We start from the raw sequence: 19,501 nt of genomic DNA, 5'->3' as shown, positions 1-19,501 counted from the left end.
AGCCATCAATCCAGAATTCATAATATTAATCATAAATTCAAATGTTTCATCAGAAGGTAACACGTTAAACAAAGTAGAAAACAATTCTTTAAATACTTGTATGGACTCTTTTTTTATTTTCACATATAATTCTTTCAGATCATCATTTTCTTTTAACTCACATAAAAACATAACATAAAGCTTTACATAATCATTATCTGCAAGTATCTTGTCTATAATCATTCTTGAAAACAACTGTGGACTTAATATTAATCCTTCATCATAAATTGATTTTTGAATAATATCTTTTCTATTTAAATTACCTTCCATCATAATGTCGTATAAGATTTCATGCGTAGAACCATAATGATGATACAAGCCACCTCTAGAAAGCCCAGTAGCTTCCATAATGTCATTCATAACTGTATTTCTAAATCCCTTATCCAAAAAGACTTTAATAGCTGCTTGTCTAATCTGCTTTTTTCTTTCATCAGCTTCCATTTTCATTTCATAAATAACCTCCAAACCGACACTCTTGTCGGTATTATTGTATCAACTCTGATAATCATTGTCAATAGCTTCGCTTATACTTCTTTATTAATTTCTTTAAATGCGGTATAATTAATAAAACTGAATAAACGCTTAACGCTTATAACTTTAATAGCAAGCACAGTAAGTGTACGGACACTTACGAAAAAATTAATGGAGCAAACCTTTACGGAATGCTCCATTTTTTTAATTTTTACCTTGTTAGGGAGAGCCCTAAGACCCCGAAATATATTTTATAAAGGAGAATAAAATGGCAAATAGATTTAGAAATGAAAGAATAGAAATAAAACTAACCAAAGAAGAAAAAGATGTTTTTGAAAAAAAAATGAAACTTGCTAATTGCAAAACTATGTCCCACTTTCTTAGAAAATGTGTCTTAGAAAAAGAAATTTATGTTGTAGATTTAGAACCATTCAGAAACCTACAATGGCTACTTTCAAATGCAACAAATAATATAAACCAGATTGCAAAAGCTACTAATACAACTGGTGTTATTTACAAGAATGAAATTGAATCTATGAATAAGCAGATAGAAAAATTATCAAGAGAAATATGGCAGATCCATTCCCTACTTCTTAATAAATCAAGAGAAAGTTCTGGTGATTAATATGGCAATTACAAAAATACATCCAATAAAATCAACTCTAAATTTGGCAATAGATTATATAACTAAGAGTGAAAAAACTGATGAAAAAGTCTTGGTATCTTCATTTAAATGTCATCCATCTACTGCCCATATTCAGTTTATGAAAACACGAAAAAATAATGATACTAAAGGTACAGTTTTGGCTAGACATTTAATCCAATCTTTTCTACCAGGAGAGGTTGATCCTATAAAAGCTCACGAAATTGGAATGGAATTATGCAAGAAAATTTTAAAAGAAGATTATGAATTTGTTCTTGCAACTCATATAGATAGAGGGCATATCCATAACCATATTATTTTTAATAATGTTAATTATAAGACTGGTAAATGCTACCAATCTAACAAAAAAACTTACCATAAAATCAGGTATCAAAGTGATGAATTGTGTAAAGAAAATAAGCTTTCAGTCGTTGATAAATATTATGAAGCTTACAAAAGAAAATATAAAACTGCTGGTAAATCTTGGTACGAATATGAGCAATTTAATACATGTACTTCTTGGAAAAACAGACTTCAATTTGACATTTATCATTTGATAAAATAGTCTAAGGATTGGGACGATTTTCTAAAGAAAATAGCTGATCTTGGCTATGAAATTAAGTATGGCAAACACATTGCTTTTAAACCGAAAGATAAGCCGAGATTTACAAGATCTAAAACAATCGGAGAAGATTATACCGAAGAAAGGTTAAAAGAACGCATTGCAGAAATATCGTCTATTAAAACCCCTACTGTCAAAAAACGCATTGGCAATGTTATTGATATGAACACTAATGTGAAGGTAAAAGAAAGCAAAGGCTATGAATATTGGGCAACCAAACATAACCTTAATACAATGGCTGAGTCTGTTATCTTTCTCAGAGAACAAGGTATTAAATCCGTTAAGCAACTTGATGAGTACATCCAAAAATCAGCCGATGAAAGGCAAAATTTACAGGATAAAATCAAGGTTATTGATAAGGAAATACAGGAGCTTTCTGCTACTATGGAACAGGTTCATACTGTTAAAAAATACAGGGCGTACTACAGGGAATATAAGGCAAATCCGTCTGACAAGACATTTTTTGAAGAGTACAAAGCTCAGATTGCCCTATACGAAAATGCCCTTTCAGAACTAAAAAAGTCCCATTCAAAGCTGCCAAATTCAAAGGATATTTTAGATAGACTTGATAAATTGCAAGAAAAAAGAATACCCTTATGCAAGAGTATTCTTCTACCAAATCCGATATGAAAGACCTTTTTCAAATCAGAAAAAATTATGAGAAATATATGGGTAAGGAGATAGAGAGGTAACTGATTTCATTATAAATTACAAGAGAATTTTTCTAAAATTCTCTTGTAATTTTGCATAAATAAATTGTTTATCTAACTCTTTACTAATATGTAAATATTCAATAATATCATTCATAAAAGAGATATTATAAGTTGTATGAAGTCCATCCGTGAATGGAGCATCGCTTTCAATGACTATTCTATCAATCGGAATCATATTAATAATATTTTTTCCGTTTTGACTCTTTATCATCTGTTGATTTATAGAGAAAAAATATCCTCTAGATATTGCAATTTTTAAATCTCTTAAATTACCAGTGTACCAATGCAATATTACTCTTCCCTCAAATCCATCAAGAATCTTTAGGCAGTCCCTTTCTGCTTTTCTTGTATGAACACTTATTATCTTTTTTTTATCAGACTTACATAAATCAATAATCTGTTTAAATACTTCTTTTTGTTTTTCTATATTTCTAATATTTTTTACAGGATAATCCAAGCCAACCTCTCCAATATAACGTGTTGTTTGAAAGAATTTTTTAAAGGTTCTAATTTGGTCATTATATTGTGCCGCCAGTTCTGGATGAAATCCCAATGCTAATCTTATATATTTATAATTCCAGTTCTCTGCATAATATTTCTTATATAAATCTGGTAAATTAGTAACTGCAATCGTATAAGACTTCTTATTCTCAATATATTTCAAAACTTCATATTTATTTTTATATAAATCAAAGTGCATATGCATATCCATATAAAAATCAGTCATCCAATTCCTCCAAATATGTTTTTAATTCCTCCATACCTCTAATATACAAATTCGTATAATCTTCAATATTATCTTTTATTGCTCCACTAGATTGAATGGTCATAAAAGCGTACTTAGGATTAAATTTTCTTAACCCTAAACGATAAGAATTTAAACAGGTTCTAGAAACATTACCTCCAATGAATTTATTATCCCTATAAGAACTTTTATCTACAATACCTGCACGCATAACAGCTGCTTGTCTTATTACACAAGGCAAACAGTAACCACAATGTCGAGCTTCCTTTTCCTTTTGCATTCTACCATTATCTGGATGTGAACAAGACATTGTATTCTCTAAATTTTTTTTAACAAAAGGCTGATTTTTACAATCCAATAGCATTTCACCTTTTGTTTTGAATTGATATGGATTAACTAGCTTTACTTTGAGTTCAATTAAATCTAACAACTTTTGAAACAAACTCATATAATGCGGGTGTGTTGTTCTCGTGCTACTAGTACCTATTCGAGAAAATGTACTAGGAATATTTAGTGAAATAAATCCATTCTCTGGTATAATCAGATGAACTTGCTTTCTCAAACAAGATGCAACTGCTAATGCATGAGAGAAAAACATAAAAGAACGTGTTCTTGTAGTGTCTTCAACACCTGATACAACCTTTGCATAATACTGATGAAAATCTCTTGATTCTAATGAATATTGATTAATAAACTTTTCTTTAAGAATATCTTGAAATTCCTTTGTTCCTTTCCCCCCACCATAATGACTCACAAATAAAGTTTTATCACTATTACTTTCCAACAAATCAATTGCACCAATGAGCGAATCCATTCCACCTGAAAACATACAAATTTGATCATAGTTTTTTATTTTTTGTTTTGATTTTTCCCATTTATCGTAGTTTATCTTTTCCTCTTCAGATTGCTCTCTTCTTCTAAAAATAAAAGTCCATTTATCTCCACTTAAAAAATTCAACATTTCCTCAAGTGTTGATTTTGCATTTTGCCACATATCATATTCTAAAATAGGCATAAATACCGAAAACTCTCTACTCCATCCATCATGTGCATTTTTTCTTAAACATAATCTATCTGCTGAAAAAACAGCCATAGAAATGTAAAGCAAATCTAACGCTTGTTGACTATACCAATAAGGTAACTTATTTTTATTCTTCCAAAATGTATACGAAAAAGAATTGAAGTCGAAAAAATCAACATTTGTTGCTTGTTCATCAACTTTAAAAGTATCTTTTTTATTTATGCGACAAACTATTTTCATAAGATTCCCTCCATAACTTTCAAACAGCATTCATGCATATCTCTAATTGTAGATGAAATATTTTTGTTTATTATATTACCTTGCTTATTAAACTCAACATCTACAATTCCCATAATCATGTCTTTAAATTCACATTCCATAGCATATGAATCATCCGCATTAGTTATATACATTTCTAACCTACTGCCTAAATCCTTCATCATAGTAATCCAAATATATGCACCAACATATTCCTTTAAAGCTTCATGCATTAATTCAAATGACATATTATTAAGACAGTCTATATCCATCGAATTATTTTCAACATAATCAAATACTTTAGACAGAGCTGCTTGTGTAGCTTCCTTTGCCACGATATCTTCTTTAGTGCTTGAATTTGGTGCAATTACATCTACTAACCCAGAAAAAATCTCCTCTACAGATTTACCTTCATATTCAATACCAAGATTCTTAAATGTTACTTTTACGCCATTAGTAAAAATTCCATTAAAAAGATTCCCAAGATTTCCTCCGGCTTTTCTTCCAGAGTATGCCTGTGAAGCCATGTTTCTGGATCCACCAGCCGCTCTAACATACTGGCGTGCAATATGCTTTGCAGAACCGTACGTACCTCCACTATTGATATACTTTGACATATCTGACTTAACAGTTTTCCATTTGACTGGTTTCGTTACATCAGTGCCTTCATCTTGATTAGGGTTATAATCTTCTGGCAATAAGGGATTTCTATCATTCCTTCCATTGAAAATACTTGATGTTCCCATAATCACCCTCCTTTTATACTATTTTTCTAATAGCTTCTCTATGCTATTTTGTAATCCAGACTTATTCTTATCCCATTGAGATGCTATCTCTAAAATTTCTACTTTCTTACTCATTTTATCTGCATAATCAGCTATATAACTTATACAACCGAGATTAATTTGCGATCCACTAAACGATTGTAAATAACTAAGAGTATCATTGGTTAGTTCTGTTCTTTGCTGCGCAAATAGCAAAAATGATTTCATCAGTTCTTTGGATATTGTTGTTTCAGCTATCATGGAAGAATACATGGCTTCAAGAATTGCAGCCGCATCAGAGTCTGATATATTTGCAACAGATTTAATAGCTTGTTGAATTTTAACATCTGATTTTGAAAGTAGTTGTTCCAATATTTCTTGTGCTGCTGGCGAAAGAAAAGATGATATACGACTAATTTTTTCATCCAATGAAGTTCTCGTAAAGTAAAAATACGTATTAAGATTTTCCTCAGATAATTTTGGATTTATTTTACACCAATTTAAAAACCAATTATCTTCCTTCCAAATTTTCAACTTATCGGTTTTTTCAGGAGTACCATTCTCAAACAATTCTAATTCCTTACTTAAACTATTATCTGCTGCCATCTCAGCTATTTTATTAAAAATTCTAGGTTTTATATATTCCAACATCATTATCTTTGCAAGAATTTTTCTATCCAGCTGCTTATTCTTGTAAGAAGCCATTTGCAATCTCATATACATGGAATTCAAGAATCGTTTACACTGACGAGGGTTTCCATGCAATCCATTAGATAAAACAAATGCTAATTGATTTGCAATAGAAAGTGATTCTACAATATTTGAGTAACCATCTTCTTTATCAGAAAATAAAGTTATAACTGATTCAATCTTAAACCTCTCGAAATCCTCTTTTTTCTTCTCAACTATCCATGATAGAGCCTTTTGAAAATCGTCTTCTGGTAATTCTGATTGCAAAAGCAAGCAAGCAATGTAAATTTCTACCTCCTCTGCATTTAATTGTGGAATGCGGATGGGATACTGTATCAATTTTTCAAGATATTCTTTTCCAATATCAATCTGAATACCTTCAATATCTTTAAATTTACTTTTAACTGCATACGAAATATGACGCTCGTCAGCGCCTATAACAAAAGCGACTTTTCCCTCAAAAAGAAATAGCTTTATCGCTTCAAGCGTTTCTAAAATAGTATCTGGTCTACATCTATCCAATTCATCTATAAAAACAACTAAACGGCTGATTTTCGTTTTTTCCAATAAAGACGCAAATTCTTTTTGAAACTTTTTAATATCTTCACGTAATTCTTTATTGTTTAATTCATTTTCAATATTAGATTGAATTTTTTCTAAATTGGTAACTTCTATTTTTTCTTGAGTGCTTTTTAAAGCTTGGTTTATTGTAATACCAAGTAAAGAACCAATTCCCCCTGTCACTAGAAAATCAGTCCCATACTTTAATACACCCTTTACCAATTTAAACTTATCAACACTTTTATATAGACCTTTAATAATACCTTTAGCCTCGTCAGTTAAGTTTTTTTCTTTGCTTATCTCATCAAGAATAGTGCCTAATATCGCCGTTTTTGCATCTTCGTAATTTTCAAATAACCAACCATTAAATACCAAGCACTTTATTTTATCATCTTCTTTAATCAAACATTCTTTACACATATACATCAGACTTGACTTTCCACTTCCCCAATCGCCATATACTCCAATACTGGCAGGCAAAAGAGTATCATCTGTAATAATACTTTGAACTGTTTGTATTAAATAATCATAATCCAGAAAATCAAGTTCCGTTTCACTATCTTTCCACATGTGTTTACCTCCTAGCCAGCAAAAAGGTCAATAAACTTTAACTTTTTATCTTCCATTTTACGCCTCATTCATTTATTGCTACAAATATATCTATGTTATCGACATAAATAACAGCGTCTAAAAATCCCTTAGATAATCCCTCTAGCACCTGAAAATAAATCTATGACTGTAAACTTAGACTCCCATTCTCCTTACATCTTCAATAATTACGCACTCCATAATATCTTTAATATCACAATCCAAAGCATTGCAAATCCTAAGCAAAACATCCGTAGTCACATTTTGCCCATTCTTCATTTTATAAAATATAACTTTTACAAATTTTGCTATTTTCATCAAGTTCTTTTTGTAATATTAATTCTATTAGTTTTTGAATAATCTTTTATAACTAAAAATTCTCTATATACCCTACATTGAAAATTAATATTTATTATATTATACCATTAAATGTCGGTTTAATATAAAAACGTTCTCATTAAAATGCATTTAAGTTTTTAAAAAGAAGTAGATTAATCTACTTCTCATACTTAATATTTTCTTGTCTATAATTTCCAAACAGTGTCTGGAATATTACATCTAATTAATTCTATTTGAAATAATTCTCACTACACCAACAACCTTATCAAAGGTCAAATCTCCAATATACTTATTTTCACCGAGATATACTACCCACAAGGATCTTAGGTATGAATCTTCTTTTATATCATCAATTATTTCCTCATAGTCTTGCATTATCTCCCAGCTTCCTCTTTGGTTTGAGGTTCTTTCTATTGCTTCTTTTAAAATTTTATAATCTATCTCATCTTTTTTTAGTTTGTAGAGAGTGTATAGGTCATAAAAGTCTCTCATTCGTGTGGTTGTTATATTTCTTCTGATTATGGTTTCGTATTTTTCAGCTAAAATTGTTTCTAATGGATAAGCCATTATTTTTATATCTTCTTGGCTAAAGATACAGGGATAAGTATATTCTATTTCCCTTGGTGTTATTGCATCACCCGTTGTTAGGTCAAGTTTCATAGAGTTTTTGGTCTTTCCAACATTTGCTATTAATGAAATTCTAAAGTTCTCGTACTCATCCTCTTCTCTAATATAACTTATGTCTTTTATTTCAAATTTTATTCCATCATCTACATTGATATCTATAATTTCATCTACGATTTCTTTTATTTTTTCTTCTTTTAGGGGTATGCCTTTTATGGTTGTGTCCATATCCATAGTTGTTCTATTTTCAATTCCAATTAAGGAAGATATTAGGAATCCTCCTTTTATTACAAAATTATTTTTGTACTTTGATTTAGATATCCTTTCTAAAAATCTTTCAAAAAAATATATTTGCAAAACTTCTTGTGACTTTAGATTTTTCTTCTCTGCCATGCTTCTTATCTTGCCCTTTATACTCTCGATATTAATCACAATAATACCTCCATATATTTCCTAATTTCATTTTCTATTTTAAATAATCTACTGTATTTTATGAGTCTTCTTAGATTTTTATTTGGTGATTTAAAGTATCTTTTTATTGCTTCTGTGAAAATTTGCTTATCTATTTTTTCTCTGTCAATTATGATATCGCAAACCGTTCTTTCAATATCATAAACTGGTATGAGATTGCCTTGTGGTGATTTTATTTCTGTCTTTCCTATTTCGTATAAATCTTTTTTTACATAGTGAACTTGTAGATCTTCGTACCTCTTTTTGATATGGCTGGCATTGTAGCCTTGGGGTACAGATATATGAAATACATTTGGAGTCCTATCGGATAGGTCGTGGAGGTATAGGGCTGTTTGATGGGAAAATATAATTCGATTACTATTTGATGATATTAAAACAAAATCGTCTATTACTTTTCCTTTTAATTGATATAGACCTGGTCTTAATCTTTCTAATTGTCCGATTTTTGTTAATTCAGATAAATTATGCCTACTATATCCAAGTTCTTCTGCTTCTTTGTTGGTGATTACTAAATTTTCTTGTATATATTCTTTAAGCGTATCCATAGTCTGCCTCCTCTCGTTTACGCTTTTATTATATGTTATAAAAGCGAATATGTAAAGTAGGCTTGTGAATGTTTCATATTTTGAAAAGGATGTAACGAATCCTTACTCCCTTTAACAAAAAAAGAGCAGCCTTTTACGCTACTCTTATAGAAAGTACAAAATGAGTTAAATATATTTTTTGTGTTTCCTCATACCAGTTGCAAAACAACTCTTACATCCATGTAGTTTTTTTGAGTCTTTTTGACGTATCCTTCTTCATCTTTATCGAAGACAAAATGCTTATAAAACTGCTTGAAATGCAGGATTTCTAAGTTTACATCTTTTGTATCAATGCTATAGTCTCCACATGCGTTGTCTTAGCGAACATATCCACCAATTTGACATCTCTGACTGCAAATCCGTTTTCTGTTAACATCTTCAAATCTCTTGCAAGGGTTGCAGGGTCACAGGAGATGTAGACGAGTTTTTTTGCTGTGGATTTTATTATTGCTTCGACTACTTTTTCGTCCATTCCTTTTCGTGGTGGGTCGGCGAGTATTATATCGAACGGCTCTTTTGTGAGTTTTCCTACGACGTTTTCTGATTTTTCTTCAATAAACTGAATGCTTTCTAAATTGTTTAGTTTTTTGTTTTGGTTGGCATCTTTTACTGCATCTTTTACGACTTCGACTCCGATTGTGTTGTTGTCATTTCCAATGTACATTGTTGTTGTTCCGATTCCGCAATACAAGTCCAATATTCTGTCATTTGCAGTTGCATTCATCATTTGTTTTGCCGTGTCGTAGAGCAAACTTGTGTTGTATTTGTTTACTTGGAAGAATGATTTAGGGCTTATTATGAATGATAAATCTCCAATTTTATCCACAAATTGTTTTTTCCTATAAACCAAATCAAAGTTTTTATTTTTCGCATAAATTTCTACGATGCTTTCTACAGATTTTAAATTTTCTAGCATTTCATCTGATAAATAATCCATGGATATTTGGATTTCGTCGTTGTAATTGGATCTGATTTTGATTTCCGACACGCCATTCAAATCCTGATTTTCCAACCAATTTATCATTTGATTGATTGCTTTTGATGCGATTTTGCAAGTGGATATTTGTGTTAAGTTGTGTGTTTTTCTGTTGTAATATCCAAGTTTTCCATTTTCCACTTTCAAATCGACTTTGTTTCTATAATAATATTCAGCATTTGTGAGTATGTCGACATCTTTTATATCTAGTTTCGCGATTCGTTGCAATTTATTGAGTACGGAATTTTTTTTGATTTCCAATTCTTTTTCGTATGTAATGTCTTGCATGCTGCATCCGTCACATTCGTAGTAATGTGGGCAGAGCGGTTCTTGTTTATGAGGTGATTGTTGTATTATTTTTGTTTTTGTTGCGAATATCAAATTCTTTTTTTCTTTTATTTTCTTTGCTTCGATTATTTCTCCAACACTTCCTCCATCTACGAACACTGTTTTTCCTTCGTATTTTGCGACACATCTTCCGTCATCTATCATGTCTATTATTTCTAATTTCATTTAATCACCTCTTTATCTTTTTATTATATCAAATTTGGATGTAAAAAAGATTGGGACCAATTAATCCCAATCTCAATTTACAATATTTTTACTATTTTCTCTCAAATTGTGCGTTGTATAGTTGTGCGTAGAATCCGTCTTGTGCTAATAATTCTTCGTGTTTTCCTTTTTCTACGATGTCACCATCTTTCATTACAAGTATCAAATCCGCGTTTTTGATTGTGGATAATCTGTGCGCGATTACAAATGATGTTCTTCCTTTTGCAAGTTCATCCATTGCATCTTGAACGATTATTTCAGTTCTTGTATCCACGGAGCTTGTGGCTTCATCTAATATCAACATTGGTGCGTGACTTACCATTGCACGTGCGATTGTGAGTAGTTGAAGTTGTCCTTGCGACAATGATTGTTTGTCGTTTAAAATCGTGTCGTATCCTTGTGGAAGTGTTCTTATAAAGTGATCCAGATTTACACGTTTGCACACGTCAATCAATTCTTCATCAGTTATATCTTTTTCTCCGAATGTTATGTTTTCTCTGACACTTGCTTCGAATACCCAAGAATCTTGTAATACCATGCAGAATTGGTCTCTCAAATTATCCCTAGAAATATTTTTAGTGTCTATTCCATCTACCAATATTTGTCCATCGTTTATTTCGTAAAATCTCATTAATAGATTTACAATCGTAGTCTTTCCGGCTCCAGTTGGCCCAACGATGGCGATTTTTTCTCCTGGATTTACTTTTACGCTGAAATCTTTGATGATGATTTTGTCTGGATTATATCCAAATCTAACATCTTTGAATTCGACTTCGCCTTTTGCTCTGTCGAGTTTTTCAGTTACGTTTTCTTCTTCTAATTCTTTTTCGTTCAAAAATTCGAACACTCTCTCCCCTGCCGCTGCAGCTCTTTGCAAAGTGTTGAAACTTTGTGCGATATCTGATAGAGGATTTGTGAACAGTCTTACATAAATCATAAAAGCTACGATAACCCCGAATGATATTTTGCCGTTGATCGCCAAAGCTCCTCCGACTATGCAGACCATAACGTAGGAAAAGTTTCCTGCAAATTGCATAATTGGCATCATTAGTCCCGACAAAAATTGTGATTTCCAGGCGCTTGTGTAAAGTTGTGTATTCATTTGTTCGAATTCATCTACCACTCTTTCACCAGCGTTGTATGACTTAATTACGTTGTGACCGGTGTACACTTCTTCGATTTGTCCGTTGATATCACCTAAGTTTTGTTGCTGTGCTTTGAAATATTTTTGTGATTTGTTCATTATTATTGTGATGAACACGAAACCTACAAGTGAGGATAATATTGTAGTTATGGTTAATATTCCTGAGTTGTAAATCATCATAACTACAGTTCCTAAAAGCATTACAATACTTGTCAACAACGTTCCTATTGATTGGTTCAAGCTTTGACTGATTGTGTCGACATCATTTGTAACCCTACTTAGAATGTCTCCGTAAGTTGTGTTGTCAAAATAGCTAAATGGCAATTTGTTGATTTTAACAGCAATTTTCTCTCTAAATGATTTGGAGATTTTTTGTGTAACATCTGCCATGATAAATCTTTGTAACAAATTCAACAACAAAGACGATCCGTAAAATATCACAAGCATCATCGTGATTGATTTTACTTGGTCCATATCAATCGAAGCCATCACAGGTTTTCCTTTTATCATTTTAGGAAGACCTTTTGTGATTTCATCTGTGATGAGTTTTAATTTATCTGGTCCAATTATTTGCAATATAGTCGCTATTACGCTTGCTACAACTGCAATTAGTATCAATGGGAAGTAAGGTTTCAAATACCCAGTCATTTCTTTTAATGTTTTTTTGAATTTTTTTGGTTTTTCATTTATAACTTGTCTAGGCATTTAATTCCTCCTCTGTTAATTGCGAGTAGGCTATTTCCTTGTACACTTCACAATTTTTCAATAAATCCTTGTGTTGACCAATTCCAGCGATTTGTCCGTTTTCAAGAACTATTATCTGATCTGAATCCATTATTGATCCCACTCTTTGTGCGACAATAATTGTCGTAGCATCAGGGTTGTTTTCTTTCAACTTATGTCTAAGCTCACTGTCTGTTTTGAAATCAAGTGCAGAGAAACTGTCGTCAAACAAGAATATATCAGGCTTCCTGTAAATAGCTCTTGCTATGGATAATCTCTGTTTTTGTCCCCCAGAAACATTCTTCCCTAATTGTGCGATTTCGTGGTCAAATTTGTCGTCAAATTTTTCGATAAATTCCATAGATTGCGAAGTTTTTGCAGCTTCTTCTACCAAATTCTTGTCAGTTCCTTCATCTCCAAAAGAAATATTAGATGTTACATCGCCTTTGAAAAGGAAAGATTTTTGCAAAACTGCAGCAATTTTTTCGTACAAAAATTTAAGCTTATATTTTTTGATATCAATTCCTTGGATTTTGACAACCCCTTCAGTGGCATCGTAAAATCTCAAAAGCAAATTCAATATCGTACTTTTTCCTGAACCAGTAGAACCAATTATCGCTACTTTTTCACCTTTTTTCACTTTAAAATCAATATCTTGTAAGATGTATTGCTCAGAATCCGTGTATTTGAATGACACATTATCAAATTCTATTTCGTATTCGTAATCATCATTTGATGTGTCGATGTTTCCATCTTTAATGGAAAGTTCTGTATCCAACACTTCGTTGATACGCTTTGCTGAGATTTGCGCTCTTGGAACCATGATGAAAATCATACTCATCATCATAAATGACATGATAACTTGCATTGCATAAGAACTGAACACAACCATATTTGAAAACAAAACGTATTTGTCCATCATTTCTGCGGCATTTATGAGCCCTGCGCCTATAAAATAAATCACAAGTGTCAAAATCGACATGCTGAAGTTAATCATTGGAAAAAGCGTTGACATCGCACGACTTGTAAATAATTGTGTGCTAGTTAACTCTTCATTCGCTTCATCAAATTTGTTTTCCCTGTATTCTTCAGAGTTATATGCTCTGATTACGGCAAGTCCTGTCAAGTTTTCACGCAAAATCCTGTTGATATTGTCGGTTAAAGTTTGCATCATTCTAAACTTAGGCATAACCATAAGCATCAGTATTGCAACGAATACAATCAAAATCAAAACAGTCACAGCAGTTGCCATTGTCCACTCAAATCCCTTGTTGTAGATCTTCGTGATTGCCCACACAGCCATGATAGGAGCTTTTATCAAAATTTGTAATCCTATCACTATTACCATTTGAATTTGCGTAATATCATTTGTAGACCTAGTTATCAAACTAGCAGTAGAAAATTCGTTGATTTCTTTCATGGAGAAACTTTCCACCTTAGAGAAAATTCTAGACCTCAAATTTTTGGAAAATGACGCCGAAATTTTCGATGCCAAATATCCTACAATAATTGCAGAAATCAAAGAACCCAGTGCACACAATATCATCCATTTTCCTTCTGCGATAATATCACTTACACTGTGACCCGGACTTTCGACATACATCGTGATTTTTGACATATAATCCGGGATTTTTAAATCCAAGAACACTTGAGTTACTATGAATACCAAACTCAAAAGCACCTGAATCCATTGTTTTTTATTTAAGTATCTAATTATTCTTATCAAATTCATCATCCATTTCTTTAAATTTATCTTCGCAGATTTTGCTTATCTTCGGCAAATTTTTGATTAATTTGTCGATTATTCTTACAAAGTTTTCAGAGTCTTCTTCACCCAAAACTTCAAACATTTGATCTAATGTATAAATGATTTTTGATTCAGTTTCCTCAGCAACTTTTTGTCCCTTTTCGGTCAAAGTTACCAAAGTTTTTCTTCTGTCCACTTTGTCGCCAGTTCTGGTTACAAATCCACGTTGTTCCAGTTTTTTTATAATTGCTGCAACTCTAGCACTGGAAATCCCCATAGCAAGTTCAATATCTTTCGGATAAGTCGATCCACCTTCTGCTTTTATAAATCCTAAAGCCATGTTTTCTCCTCTAACAGAATCGTTGATTTGCTTGTGAGGATGGTGTTTTCCAATACTATGCACGCATCTTATAACTTCTTTTGCTAATTTTTCATTCATAATATCACCTTTTTACCTAATACTATTAGAATTATACGACTACTAATAACCATTGTCAATGATTTTCTCGAATATTTTCCAATTTCGTTCAAATAAAAAACAACCACCAAGATATTCTTGATGGTTGAATTCGCATTTTAAAATAAATTTTTTAATCAAATTTTCTAAATTAAATTGACATCTTCGCCGTTCAATACTTTCTTCACTGTTCTCATTGAACACATCTTGCCGCACATTGTGCAGCTATCTTCTTCGATTGGTTGAGATTCTTTTCTGTATTTTTTTGGTTTCTCGCTGTCAATTGCAAGTTCGAACATTTTTTCCCAATCCAAGTTGAAGCGAGCTCTACTCATTTCGTCGTCTCTTTCTTTTGCTCCAGGGATCTTCTTTGCGATATCTCCAGCGTGAGCTGCGATTTTCGTAGCGATGATTCCTTCTTTCATATCTTCCAAGTTAGGAAGTCTCAAATGTTCTGCAGGAGTCACATAGCACAAGAAATCTGCTCCAGTACTTGCTGCGATTGCTCCACCGATTGCTGATGTTATGTGGTCATAGCCCGGTGCAATATCTGTAACCAAAGGTCCTAAAACGTAGAATGGTGCATTGTTGCAGATTGTTTTTTCGATTTTCATATTTGCTTCGATTTGATCGATTGGAACGTGGCCTGGTCCTTCAATCATTACTTGGACATTTTTTTCGTAGGCTCTTTTTGCCATTCTAGATAAATTAATCAATTCTTGAATTTGCAAATCATCTGTAGCATCGTTAATGCAACCCGGTCTTAAAGCATCTCCCAAGCTTAGTGTGACGTCGTATTTTTCGCAGATTTCAAGTACATCGTCGTATCTTGTTACAAGTGGGTTTTCTTTGTTATTAGCAATCATCCACGCGAATAATAATGATCCACCACGTGATACGATTTTTGTAATTCTATCTGTTGTTTTCAAATGTTCAGCGATATCTCTTGTAAGTCCAACGTGAATTGTGATGAAATCCACCCCGTCTTTTGCGTGTTGTTCCACAACTTGTAAGAATTCTTCTTCAGTAATATCCTTCAATTCTTTATCCAACATTCCTACGCAATCGTACATCGGAACGCTACCAATCATTGCAGGAGAGTAGTCGATAAGTTCTTCTCTGAACTGTCTAGTCTTTCCGTAATTTGACAAATCCATTATCGCTTCTGCATCCATGTCGATTGCTACTCTAACTTTTTCCATTTCCTTTTCAATGTTGTAGCAATCTTTTGAAATTCCCAAGTTCACGTTGATTTTAGTCTTCAAACCTTCACCAACACCGTGAGCATCCAATGATTTGTGGTTTTTATTTGCAGGAATAACCACGTATCCTTTTTCGATTTTTTCTCTAAGAATTTCTACGTCTATGTTTTCTTTTTCCGCTACTCTTTTCATTTCTTTTGTAATGATTTTCTTCTTCGCAGCGTCTAATTGAGTTGTATATTCCATAAATACCTCCTATGTTGATTTGGAGACTGGAAAAAAAATAACGGATACATAACCCATGTATCCGCAAAAAACATTCTAAGTTCTTCCCTTCGCATGCATTATCATGAGCAGGTTTAAGGGTTTCTAAAAAGATCTCAGCGTAAAGCACCCCCAGACTCCGAATATATTATAACACAAACTTTTAATTTAATTCTACAAGCTTGATTTTGTCGTTTTTCTTAATAATTCCACCCTTTAAAACTTTGCAGAAAATTCCTTCCGTTGGCATAATACAATTGCCGACTTTTTGCTTAATCGCACAACCTTTGTGACATTCTTTTCCGATTTGAGTCACCTCCAACACGCATTCTCCAATCGTCAACACTTGACCGACAGGAAGCGTAAATAGTTCAATGTTTCTCGTTGTGATATTTTCAGCAAAATCTCCGTCTTTCAAATCAAGACCCATTTCTCGCATTTTATTGATGGATTCTTCTGCCAAAAGTGACACTTGTCTGTGCCAATTTCCAGCGTGTGCATCTCCAATCAATCCATGATCCACTTTTAGTTCTGCAAATTCTACAGGAGTTTTTACAGTGCCTTTTTTCTCGCTAATATTCACATCGATTACAACTGCCTCATCACTGTCGACACTTCTGTTGTAAATGCCACTTTTCCCGCCTTCTTTGTGAAGTAACTCCACATTTGTAATTCGCATTGAACGATCAATTGCCTTGCACATATCGTAAATCGTAAGAGCCGCCACACTTGCAGCCGTCAAACTTTCCATCTCAATTCCTGTTTTTGATTCAGTATTTGATTGGACGAAAATATCTATAAAATCATCTGCTAATTCGAATTTAACATCAACACCTGTGATGAAAATATTGTGACACATTGGAATAATTTCCGATGTTTTCTTCGCAGCCATAATCGCAGCAGTTTGTGCGACACTCAAAACGTCGCCTTTTTTGATGGATTTTTCTGTGATTTTTTGCATAGTTTCTTTTTTCATATAAATCCTACTATGAGCCACAGCAACTCTTTTAGTAGTTTCCTTTTCAGATACATCCACCATTCTTGGCAAACCATCTTCGTTAAAATGAGTTAAATCCACATTAACCTCCTATAGTATTCATATCCCTTTTGTTGAAGTTACCTTCTTCGAGATAATGTCTTTCTGGTTTATTGTATATTTCTTGTGTAATAATTTGTCGTATATCCTCGCCATTTCGAATACAATCTTTCAAATTAATCGACTTATTAGAATGCAAACACATCAACAAATTGCCCTTGCAATCCAACCTAACTCTGTTACATTCTGAGCAGAATTTGTGAGAAATCGGATTGATAAATCCCACAATCGCACCATTTGGATTGGTGTAATATTCTGCGACCTTCGATTTTTGTGAATCGCTGTCAATTTTTTGAAGATTGCCAATTTTTTTGATAATTTCTTCGTTAGACACGTAATCATCAGATTTTCCAATCGCTTCACCAATTGGCATCAACTCAATAAATCTCACAACCACACCTTTTTCTGCGAATTTCACAAAATCCTCTATCTCATCGTAGTTGAAATGTCTCATCACAACGGTGTTGATTTTAATTGGTTTTATATCCATTTGTTTTAATTTATCGATGGATTTCAGAACCTTTTTCAAATCTCCGCCGCGCGTTATGTCACGAAATTTATCCGCATCCAAAGTATCCAGCGAAATGTTGAATCTGTCCACGCCACTTTCCTTTAAATCGTCAGCCATGTCGTACAATTTAATCGCATTGGTAGTCATGCAGATTTCTTCAATTCCCATGGCCTTGATGCCTTTTACCAAATCCAATATTCCGTTTCTAACAAGAGGTTCTCCTCCAGTTAAACGTACTTTTTTTATTCCCAAATCTTTGAAAACTTCTACGATTTTCAAAGTTTCATCTATAGTTAGAATTTCGTCGTGATTCAAATGCGTGATTCCTTCTTCTGGCATACAGTATTTGCATCTCAAATTGCACTTGTCAGTCACCGAAATTCTCAAATAATCTATCTTTCTTCCGAGAGCGTCTTTCATTTTACCACCTTTGTATATTATATCATATAACGCTTAAGGGTAAAAAATTCCCCAACTTGATTTCTCAAATTGGGAAATTCGTTCAAATTATTCTTTTAATAAAAGTTCCTTTGCTTTTTCTAATCTTTCTTTCATAGAATTGATGTGGGATTCAGACACGTTATCTTGATCGGACAATCTCTTGATACCTTCTTGCAAAATATCAATTTCGTTGTCATAATCCTTCATGCTTCTGTACACACTGGCATAAGAGCTGTAAAGTGCAGGAGTGCACAATCCGTTTTCACGAGCAGTGTCGTAATTTTTGATTGCAGATTGGAAGTGAGAATCCTTTCTGAATTTTTCTCCTTCGTTCCAATATCTCAAACCTTCCTTCGCACCCTTCGCTGGATCGTCTAAGTTTTTGATATCAAACACAGCAACCCTACTGTTGTGTGGGTGAATTTCAACTTCCTTTGTAGTTTTTATTTTATTGAAAATCTCATCCAAGCTGTCCTTGTTCTTTTCTTTTAATTTCTTCAACACATCCATCATGTGATATACAGGAATTTTCTTGGAAAGTTTTTGTTGGGCTTTGTCTTCGTATTCCTTAACCTTTGCAATGGAATCATCGCCAATGTAAATCCAAGCAGTTACATCATTTGCAAATTGATCATCGACGATTTTAATGTTTTCGTGTTCCAACAAAGATTTTGTTTGGTTCAAATACTTGTCCAAATCATCCTTGTAAATGTTCGCTATAATTTCATCGTCAACGCCCTTTTCAACTAAGTACACAGACTTCAAATTATCCAAGTCAACTTTTTCGAAATCATCATAATCCATATCCAAATAATGTTGTTCATATTCAGCAACATATAACACCGGCGCTTGTTCAAATCTGTAGTTTGGTGTCGTATCTGATTTTAACAATCCCGATTTTCTAGTAATCATATTAGGAGTTACACGATTGATAATCACATTATCAGTTTCTTTCAACACTCTCTTCAATTCTTCTTGTTGCAAATCGCGAGCTTCATCTTCTTCCAAGTTGTCCTTGATGATTTTCGATTCCACATCTAATTTTTCCTTGATTCTTTCTCCGTGATAACTTTCAAATCCGAAAGACTTAGAATCCTCACCATAACCATAACCAACGTAGAAGATTTCTCCAGTGTCCTTTACACTCCATTCAAAAACATACCAATCATTTTTGTGAGCTTGACTGTTAGTTTCCTTTTCTTCTGAAGAAAAAACGCTTTTTAATTTATCAAATATACCCATAATATCCTCCAAA

At 32.8% G+C, this 19,501-nt stretch carries 17 protein-coding genes and 1 pseudogene; 2 read left to right on the top strand and 16 right to left on the bottom strand.

The window, feature by feature from the left end; translation table 11 throughout:
• A partial coding sequence (locus DES33_RS06120) for a TetR/AcrR family transcriptional regulator (protein WP_110058406.1) occupies positions 1–486 on the bottom strand: 486 nt, incomplete at its 3' end.
• Between the two features lie 292 nt (positions 487–778).
• Between DES33_RS06120 and DES33_RS06115 the strand changes: the two genes are divergently transcribed.
• The gene (locus DES33_RS06115; protein WP_110058405.1) at positions 779–1,135 is read left to right on the top strand and encodes a plasmid mobilization protein; all 357 of its coding nucleotides are present in this window, start codon (positions 779–781) and stop codon (positions 1,133–1,135) included.
• A gap of 1 nt (position 1,136) precedes the next feature.
• Positions 1,137–2,467 (top strand): annotated as a pseudogene (locus tag DES33_RS06110) (relaxase/mobilization nuclease domain-containing protein).
• Between the two features lie 16 nt (positions 2,468–2,483).
• Here the strand turns inward: DES33_RS06110 and qatD are convergent.
• From qatD to DES33_RS06035, 15 genes are all read right to left on the bottom strand, one after another.
• Complete coding sequence (gene qatD, locus DES33_RS06105) at positions 2,484–3,215, bottom strand: Qat anti-phage system TatD family nuclease QatD (RefSeq protein WP_110058404.1); 732 nt, start codon at positions 3,213–3,215, stop codon at positions 2,484–2,486.
• Entirely contained in the window at positions 3,208–4,494 is a 1,287-nt protein-coding gene (qatC, locus tag DES33_RS06100; RefSeq protein WP_070605209.1) for a Qat anti-phage system QueC-like protein QatC, read from the bottom strand. Before qatC ends, qatD begins: the two co-directional genes overlap by 8 nt.
• Complete coding sequence (locus DES33_RS06095; protein ID WP_070605206.1) at positions 4,491–5,258, bottom strand: hypothetical protein; 768 nt, start codon at positions 5,256–5,258, stop codon at positions 4,491–4,493. The genes qatC and DES33_RS06095 overlap by 4 nt, the downstream gene beginning before the upstream one ends.
• Before the next feature lie 18 nt (positions 5,259–5,276).
• Entirely contained in the window at positions 5,277–7,097 is a 1,821-nt protein-coding gene (locus DES33_RS06090; protein ID WP_070605204.1) for a KAP family P-loop NTPase fold protein, read from the bottom strand.
• Between the two features lie 174 nt (positions 7,098–7,271).
• Positions 7,272–7,394: a helix-turn-helix domain-containing protein gene (locus DES33_RS09960; protein ID WP_425325394.1), complete on the bottom strand. Its 123-nt coding sequence runs from the start codon at positions 7,392–7,394 to the stop codon at positions 7,272–7,274.
• A gap of 279 nt (positions 7,395–7,673) precedes the next feature.
• The gene (locus DES33_RS06080) at positions 7,674–8,510 is read right to left on the bottom strand and encodes a nucleotidyl transferase AbiEii/AbiGii toxin family protein (RefSeq protein ID WP_110058402.1); all 837 of its coding nucleotides are present in this window, start codon (positions 8,508–8,510) and stop codon (positions 7,674–7,676) included.
• On the bottom strand, positions 8,507–9,094 hold the full coding sequence (locus tag DES33_RS06075; protein WP_094202961.1) for a type IV toxin-antitoxin system AbiEi family antitoxin domain-containing protein: 588 nt from the start codon (positions 9,092–9,094) through the stop codon (positions 8,507–8,509). Before DES33_RS06075 ends, DES33_RS06080 begins: the two co-directional genes overlap by 4 nt.
• A gap of 313 nt (positions 9,095–9,407) precedes the next feature.
• Entirely contained in the window at positions 9,408–10,622 is a 1,215-nt protein-coding gene (gene rlmD / locus DES33_RS06070) for a 23S rRNA (uracil(1939)-C(5))-methyltransferase RlmD (protein WP_110058401.1), read from the bottom strand.
• A 91-nt stretch (positions 10,623–10,713) separates the two neighbouring features.
• Positions 10,714–12,510: an ABC transporter ATP-binding protein gene (locus tag DES33_RS06065; RefSeq protein WP_110058400.1), complete on the bottom strand. Its 1,797-nt coding sequence runs from the start codon at positions 12,508–12,510 to the stop codon at positions 10,714–10,716.
• Positions 12,503–14,263: an ATP-binding cassette domain-containing protein gene (locus tag DES33_RS06060; RefSeq protein ID WP_110058399.1), complete on the bottom strand. Its 1,761-nt coding sequence runs from the start codon at positions 14,261–14,263 to the stop codon at positions 12,503–12,505. Before DES33_RS06060 ends, DES33_RS06065 begins: the two co-directional genes overlap by 8 nt.
• Complete coding sequence (locus DES33_RS06055) at positions 14,238–14,714, bottom strand: MarR family winged helix-turn-helix transcriptional regulator (RefSeq protein ID WP_110058398.1); 477 nt, start codon at positions 14,712–14,714, stop codon at positions 14,238–14,240. The genes DES33_RS06060 and DES33_RS06055 overlap by 26 nt, the downstream gene beginning before the upstream one ends.
• A 164-nt stretch (positions 14,715–14,878) precedes the next feature.
• Positions 14,879–16,180, bottom strand: coding sequence for a phosphomethylpyrimidine synthase ThiC (thiC, locus tag DES33_RS06050; protein ID WP_110058397.1), 1,302 nt, complete (start codon positions 16,178–16,180; stop codon positions 14,879–14,881).
• A gap of 181 nt (positions 16,181–16,361) precedes the next feature.
• The gene (locus DES33_RS06045) at positions 16,362–17,276 is read right to left on the bottom strand and encodes a cyclic pyranopterin monophosphate synthase MoaC/MOSC-domain-containing protein (RefSeq protein WP_110058396.1); all 915 of its coding nucleotides are present in this window, start codon (positions 17,274–17,276) and stop codon (positions 16,362–16,364) included.
• 1 nt (position 17,277) lies between these two features.
• Positions 17,278–18,225 (bottom strand): GTP 3',8-cyclase MoaA, encoded by a 948-nt coding sequence (gene moaA / locus DES33_RS06040; protein WP_110058395.1) that lies wholly within the window; start codon positions 18,223–18,225, stop codon positions 17,278–17,280.
• 87 nt (positions 18,226–18,312) lie between these two features.
• Positions 18,313–19,488, bottom strand: coding sequence for a GIY-YIG nuclease family protein (locus DES33_RS06035; RefSeq protein ID WP_110058394.1), 1,176 nt, complete (start codon positions 19,486–19,488; stop codon positions 18,313–18,315).
• Between the last annotated feature and the right edge of the window lie 13 nt (positions 19,489–19,501).

The organism is Finegoldia magna (assembly GCF_003182075.1).
In the GTDB taxonomy this organism is placed as follows: Bacteria; Bacillota; Clostridia; order Tissierellales; family Peptoniphilaceae; genus Finegoldia; species Finegoldia magna.
The sequence above is the reverse complement of the archived record's forward strand: the minus strand, read 5'-3'. Positions and strand labels throughout refer to the sequence as shown.

What these genes read in the sequence shown, in the direction of transcription:
- DES33_RS06055 (WP_110058398.1), bottom strand. Translation starts at nt 14,714, where the DNA reads ATGAATGAAAAATTAGCAAAAGAAGTTATAAGATGCGTGCATAGTATT.
- moaA (WP_110058395.1), bottom strand. Translation starts at nt 18,225, where the DNA reads ATGAAAGACGCTCTCGGAAGAAAGATAGATTATTTGAGAATTTCGGTG.
- DES33_RS06115 (WP_110058405.1), top strand. Translation starts at nt 779, where the DNA reads ATGGCAAATAGATTTAGAAATGAAAGAATAGAAATAAAACTAACCAAA.
- thiC (WP_110058397.1), bottom strand. Translation starts at nt 16,180, where the DNA reads ATGGAATATACAACTCAATTAGACGCTGCGAAGAAGAAAATCATTACA.
- DES33_RS06090 (WP_070605204.1), bottom strand. Translation starts at nt 7,097, where the DNA reads ATGTGGAAAGATAGTGAAACGGAACTTGATTTTCTGGATTATGATTAT.
- DES33_RS06065 (WP_110058400.1), bottom strand. Translation starts at nt 12,510, where the DNA reads ATGCCTAGACAAGTTATAAATGAAAAACCAAAAAAATTCAAAAAAACA.
- qatC (WP_070605209.1), bottom strand. Translation starts at nt 4,494, where the DNA reads ATGAAAATAGTTTGTCGCATAAATAAAAAAGATACTTTTAAAGTTGAT.
- DES33_RS06060 (WP_110058399.1), bottom strand. Translation starts at nt 14,263, where the DNA reads ATGATGAATTTGATAAGAATAATTAGATACTTAAATAAAAAACAATGG.
- rlmD (WP_110058401.1), bottom strand. Translation starts at nt 10,622, where the DNA reads ATGAAATTAGAAATAATAGACATGATAGATGACGGAAGATGTGTCGCA.
- DES33_RS06075 (WP_094202961.1), bottom strand. Translation starts at nt 9,094, where the DNA reads ATGGATACGCTTAAAGAATATATACAAGAAAATTTAGTAATCACCAAC.
- qatD (WP_110058404.1), bottom strand. Translation starts at nt 3,215, where the DNA reads ATGACTGATTTTTATATGGATATGCATATGCACTTTGATTTATATAAA.
- DES33_RS06095 (WP_070605206.1), bottom strand. Translation starts at nt 5,258, where the DNA reads ATGGGAACATCAAGTATTTTCAATGGAAGGAATGATAGAAATCCCTTA.
- DES33_RS09960 (WP_425325394.1), bottom strand. Translation starts at nt 7,394, where the DNA reads ATGAAGAATGGGCAAAATGTGACTACGGATGTTTTGCTTAGGATTTGC.
- DES33_RS06035 (WP_110058394.1), bottom strand. Translation starts at nt 19,488, where the DNA reads ATGGGTATATTTGATAAATTAAAAAGCGTTTTTTCTTCAGAAGAAAAG.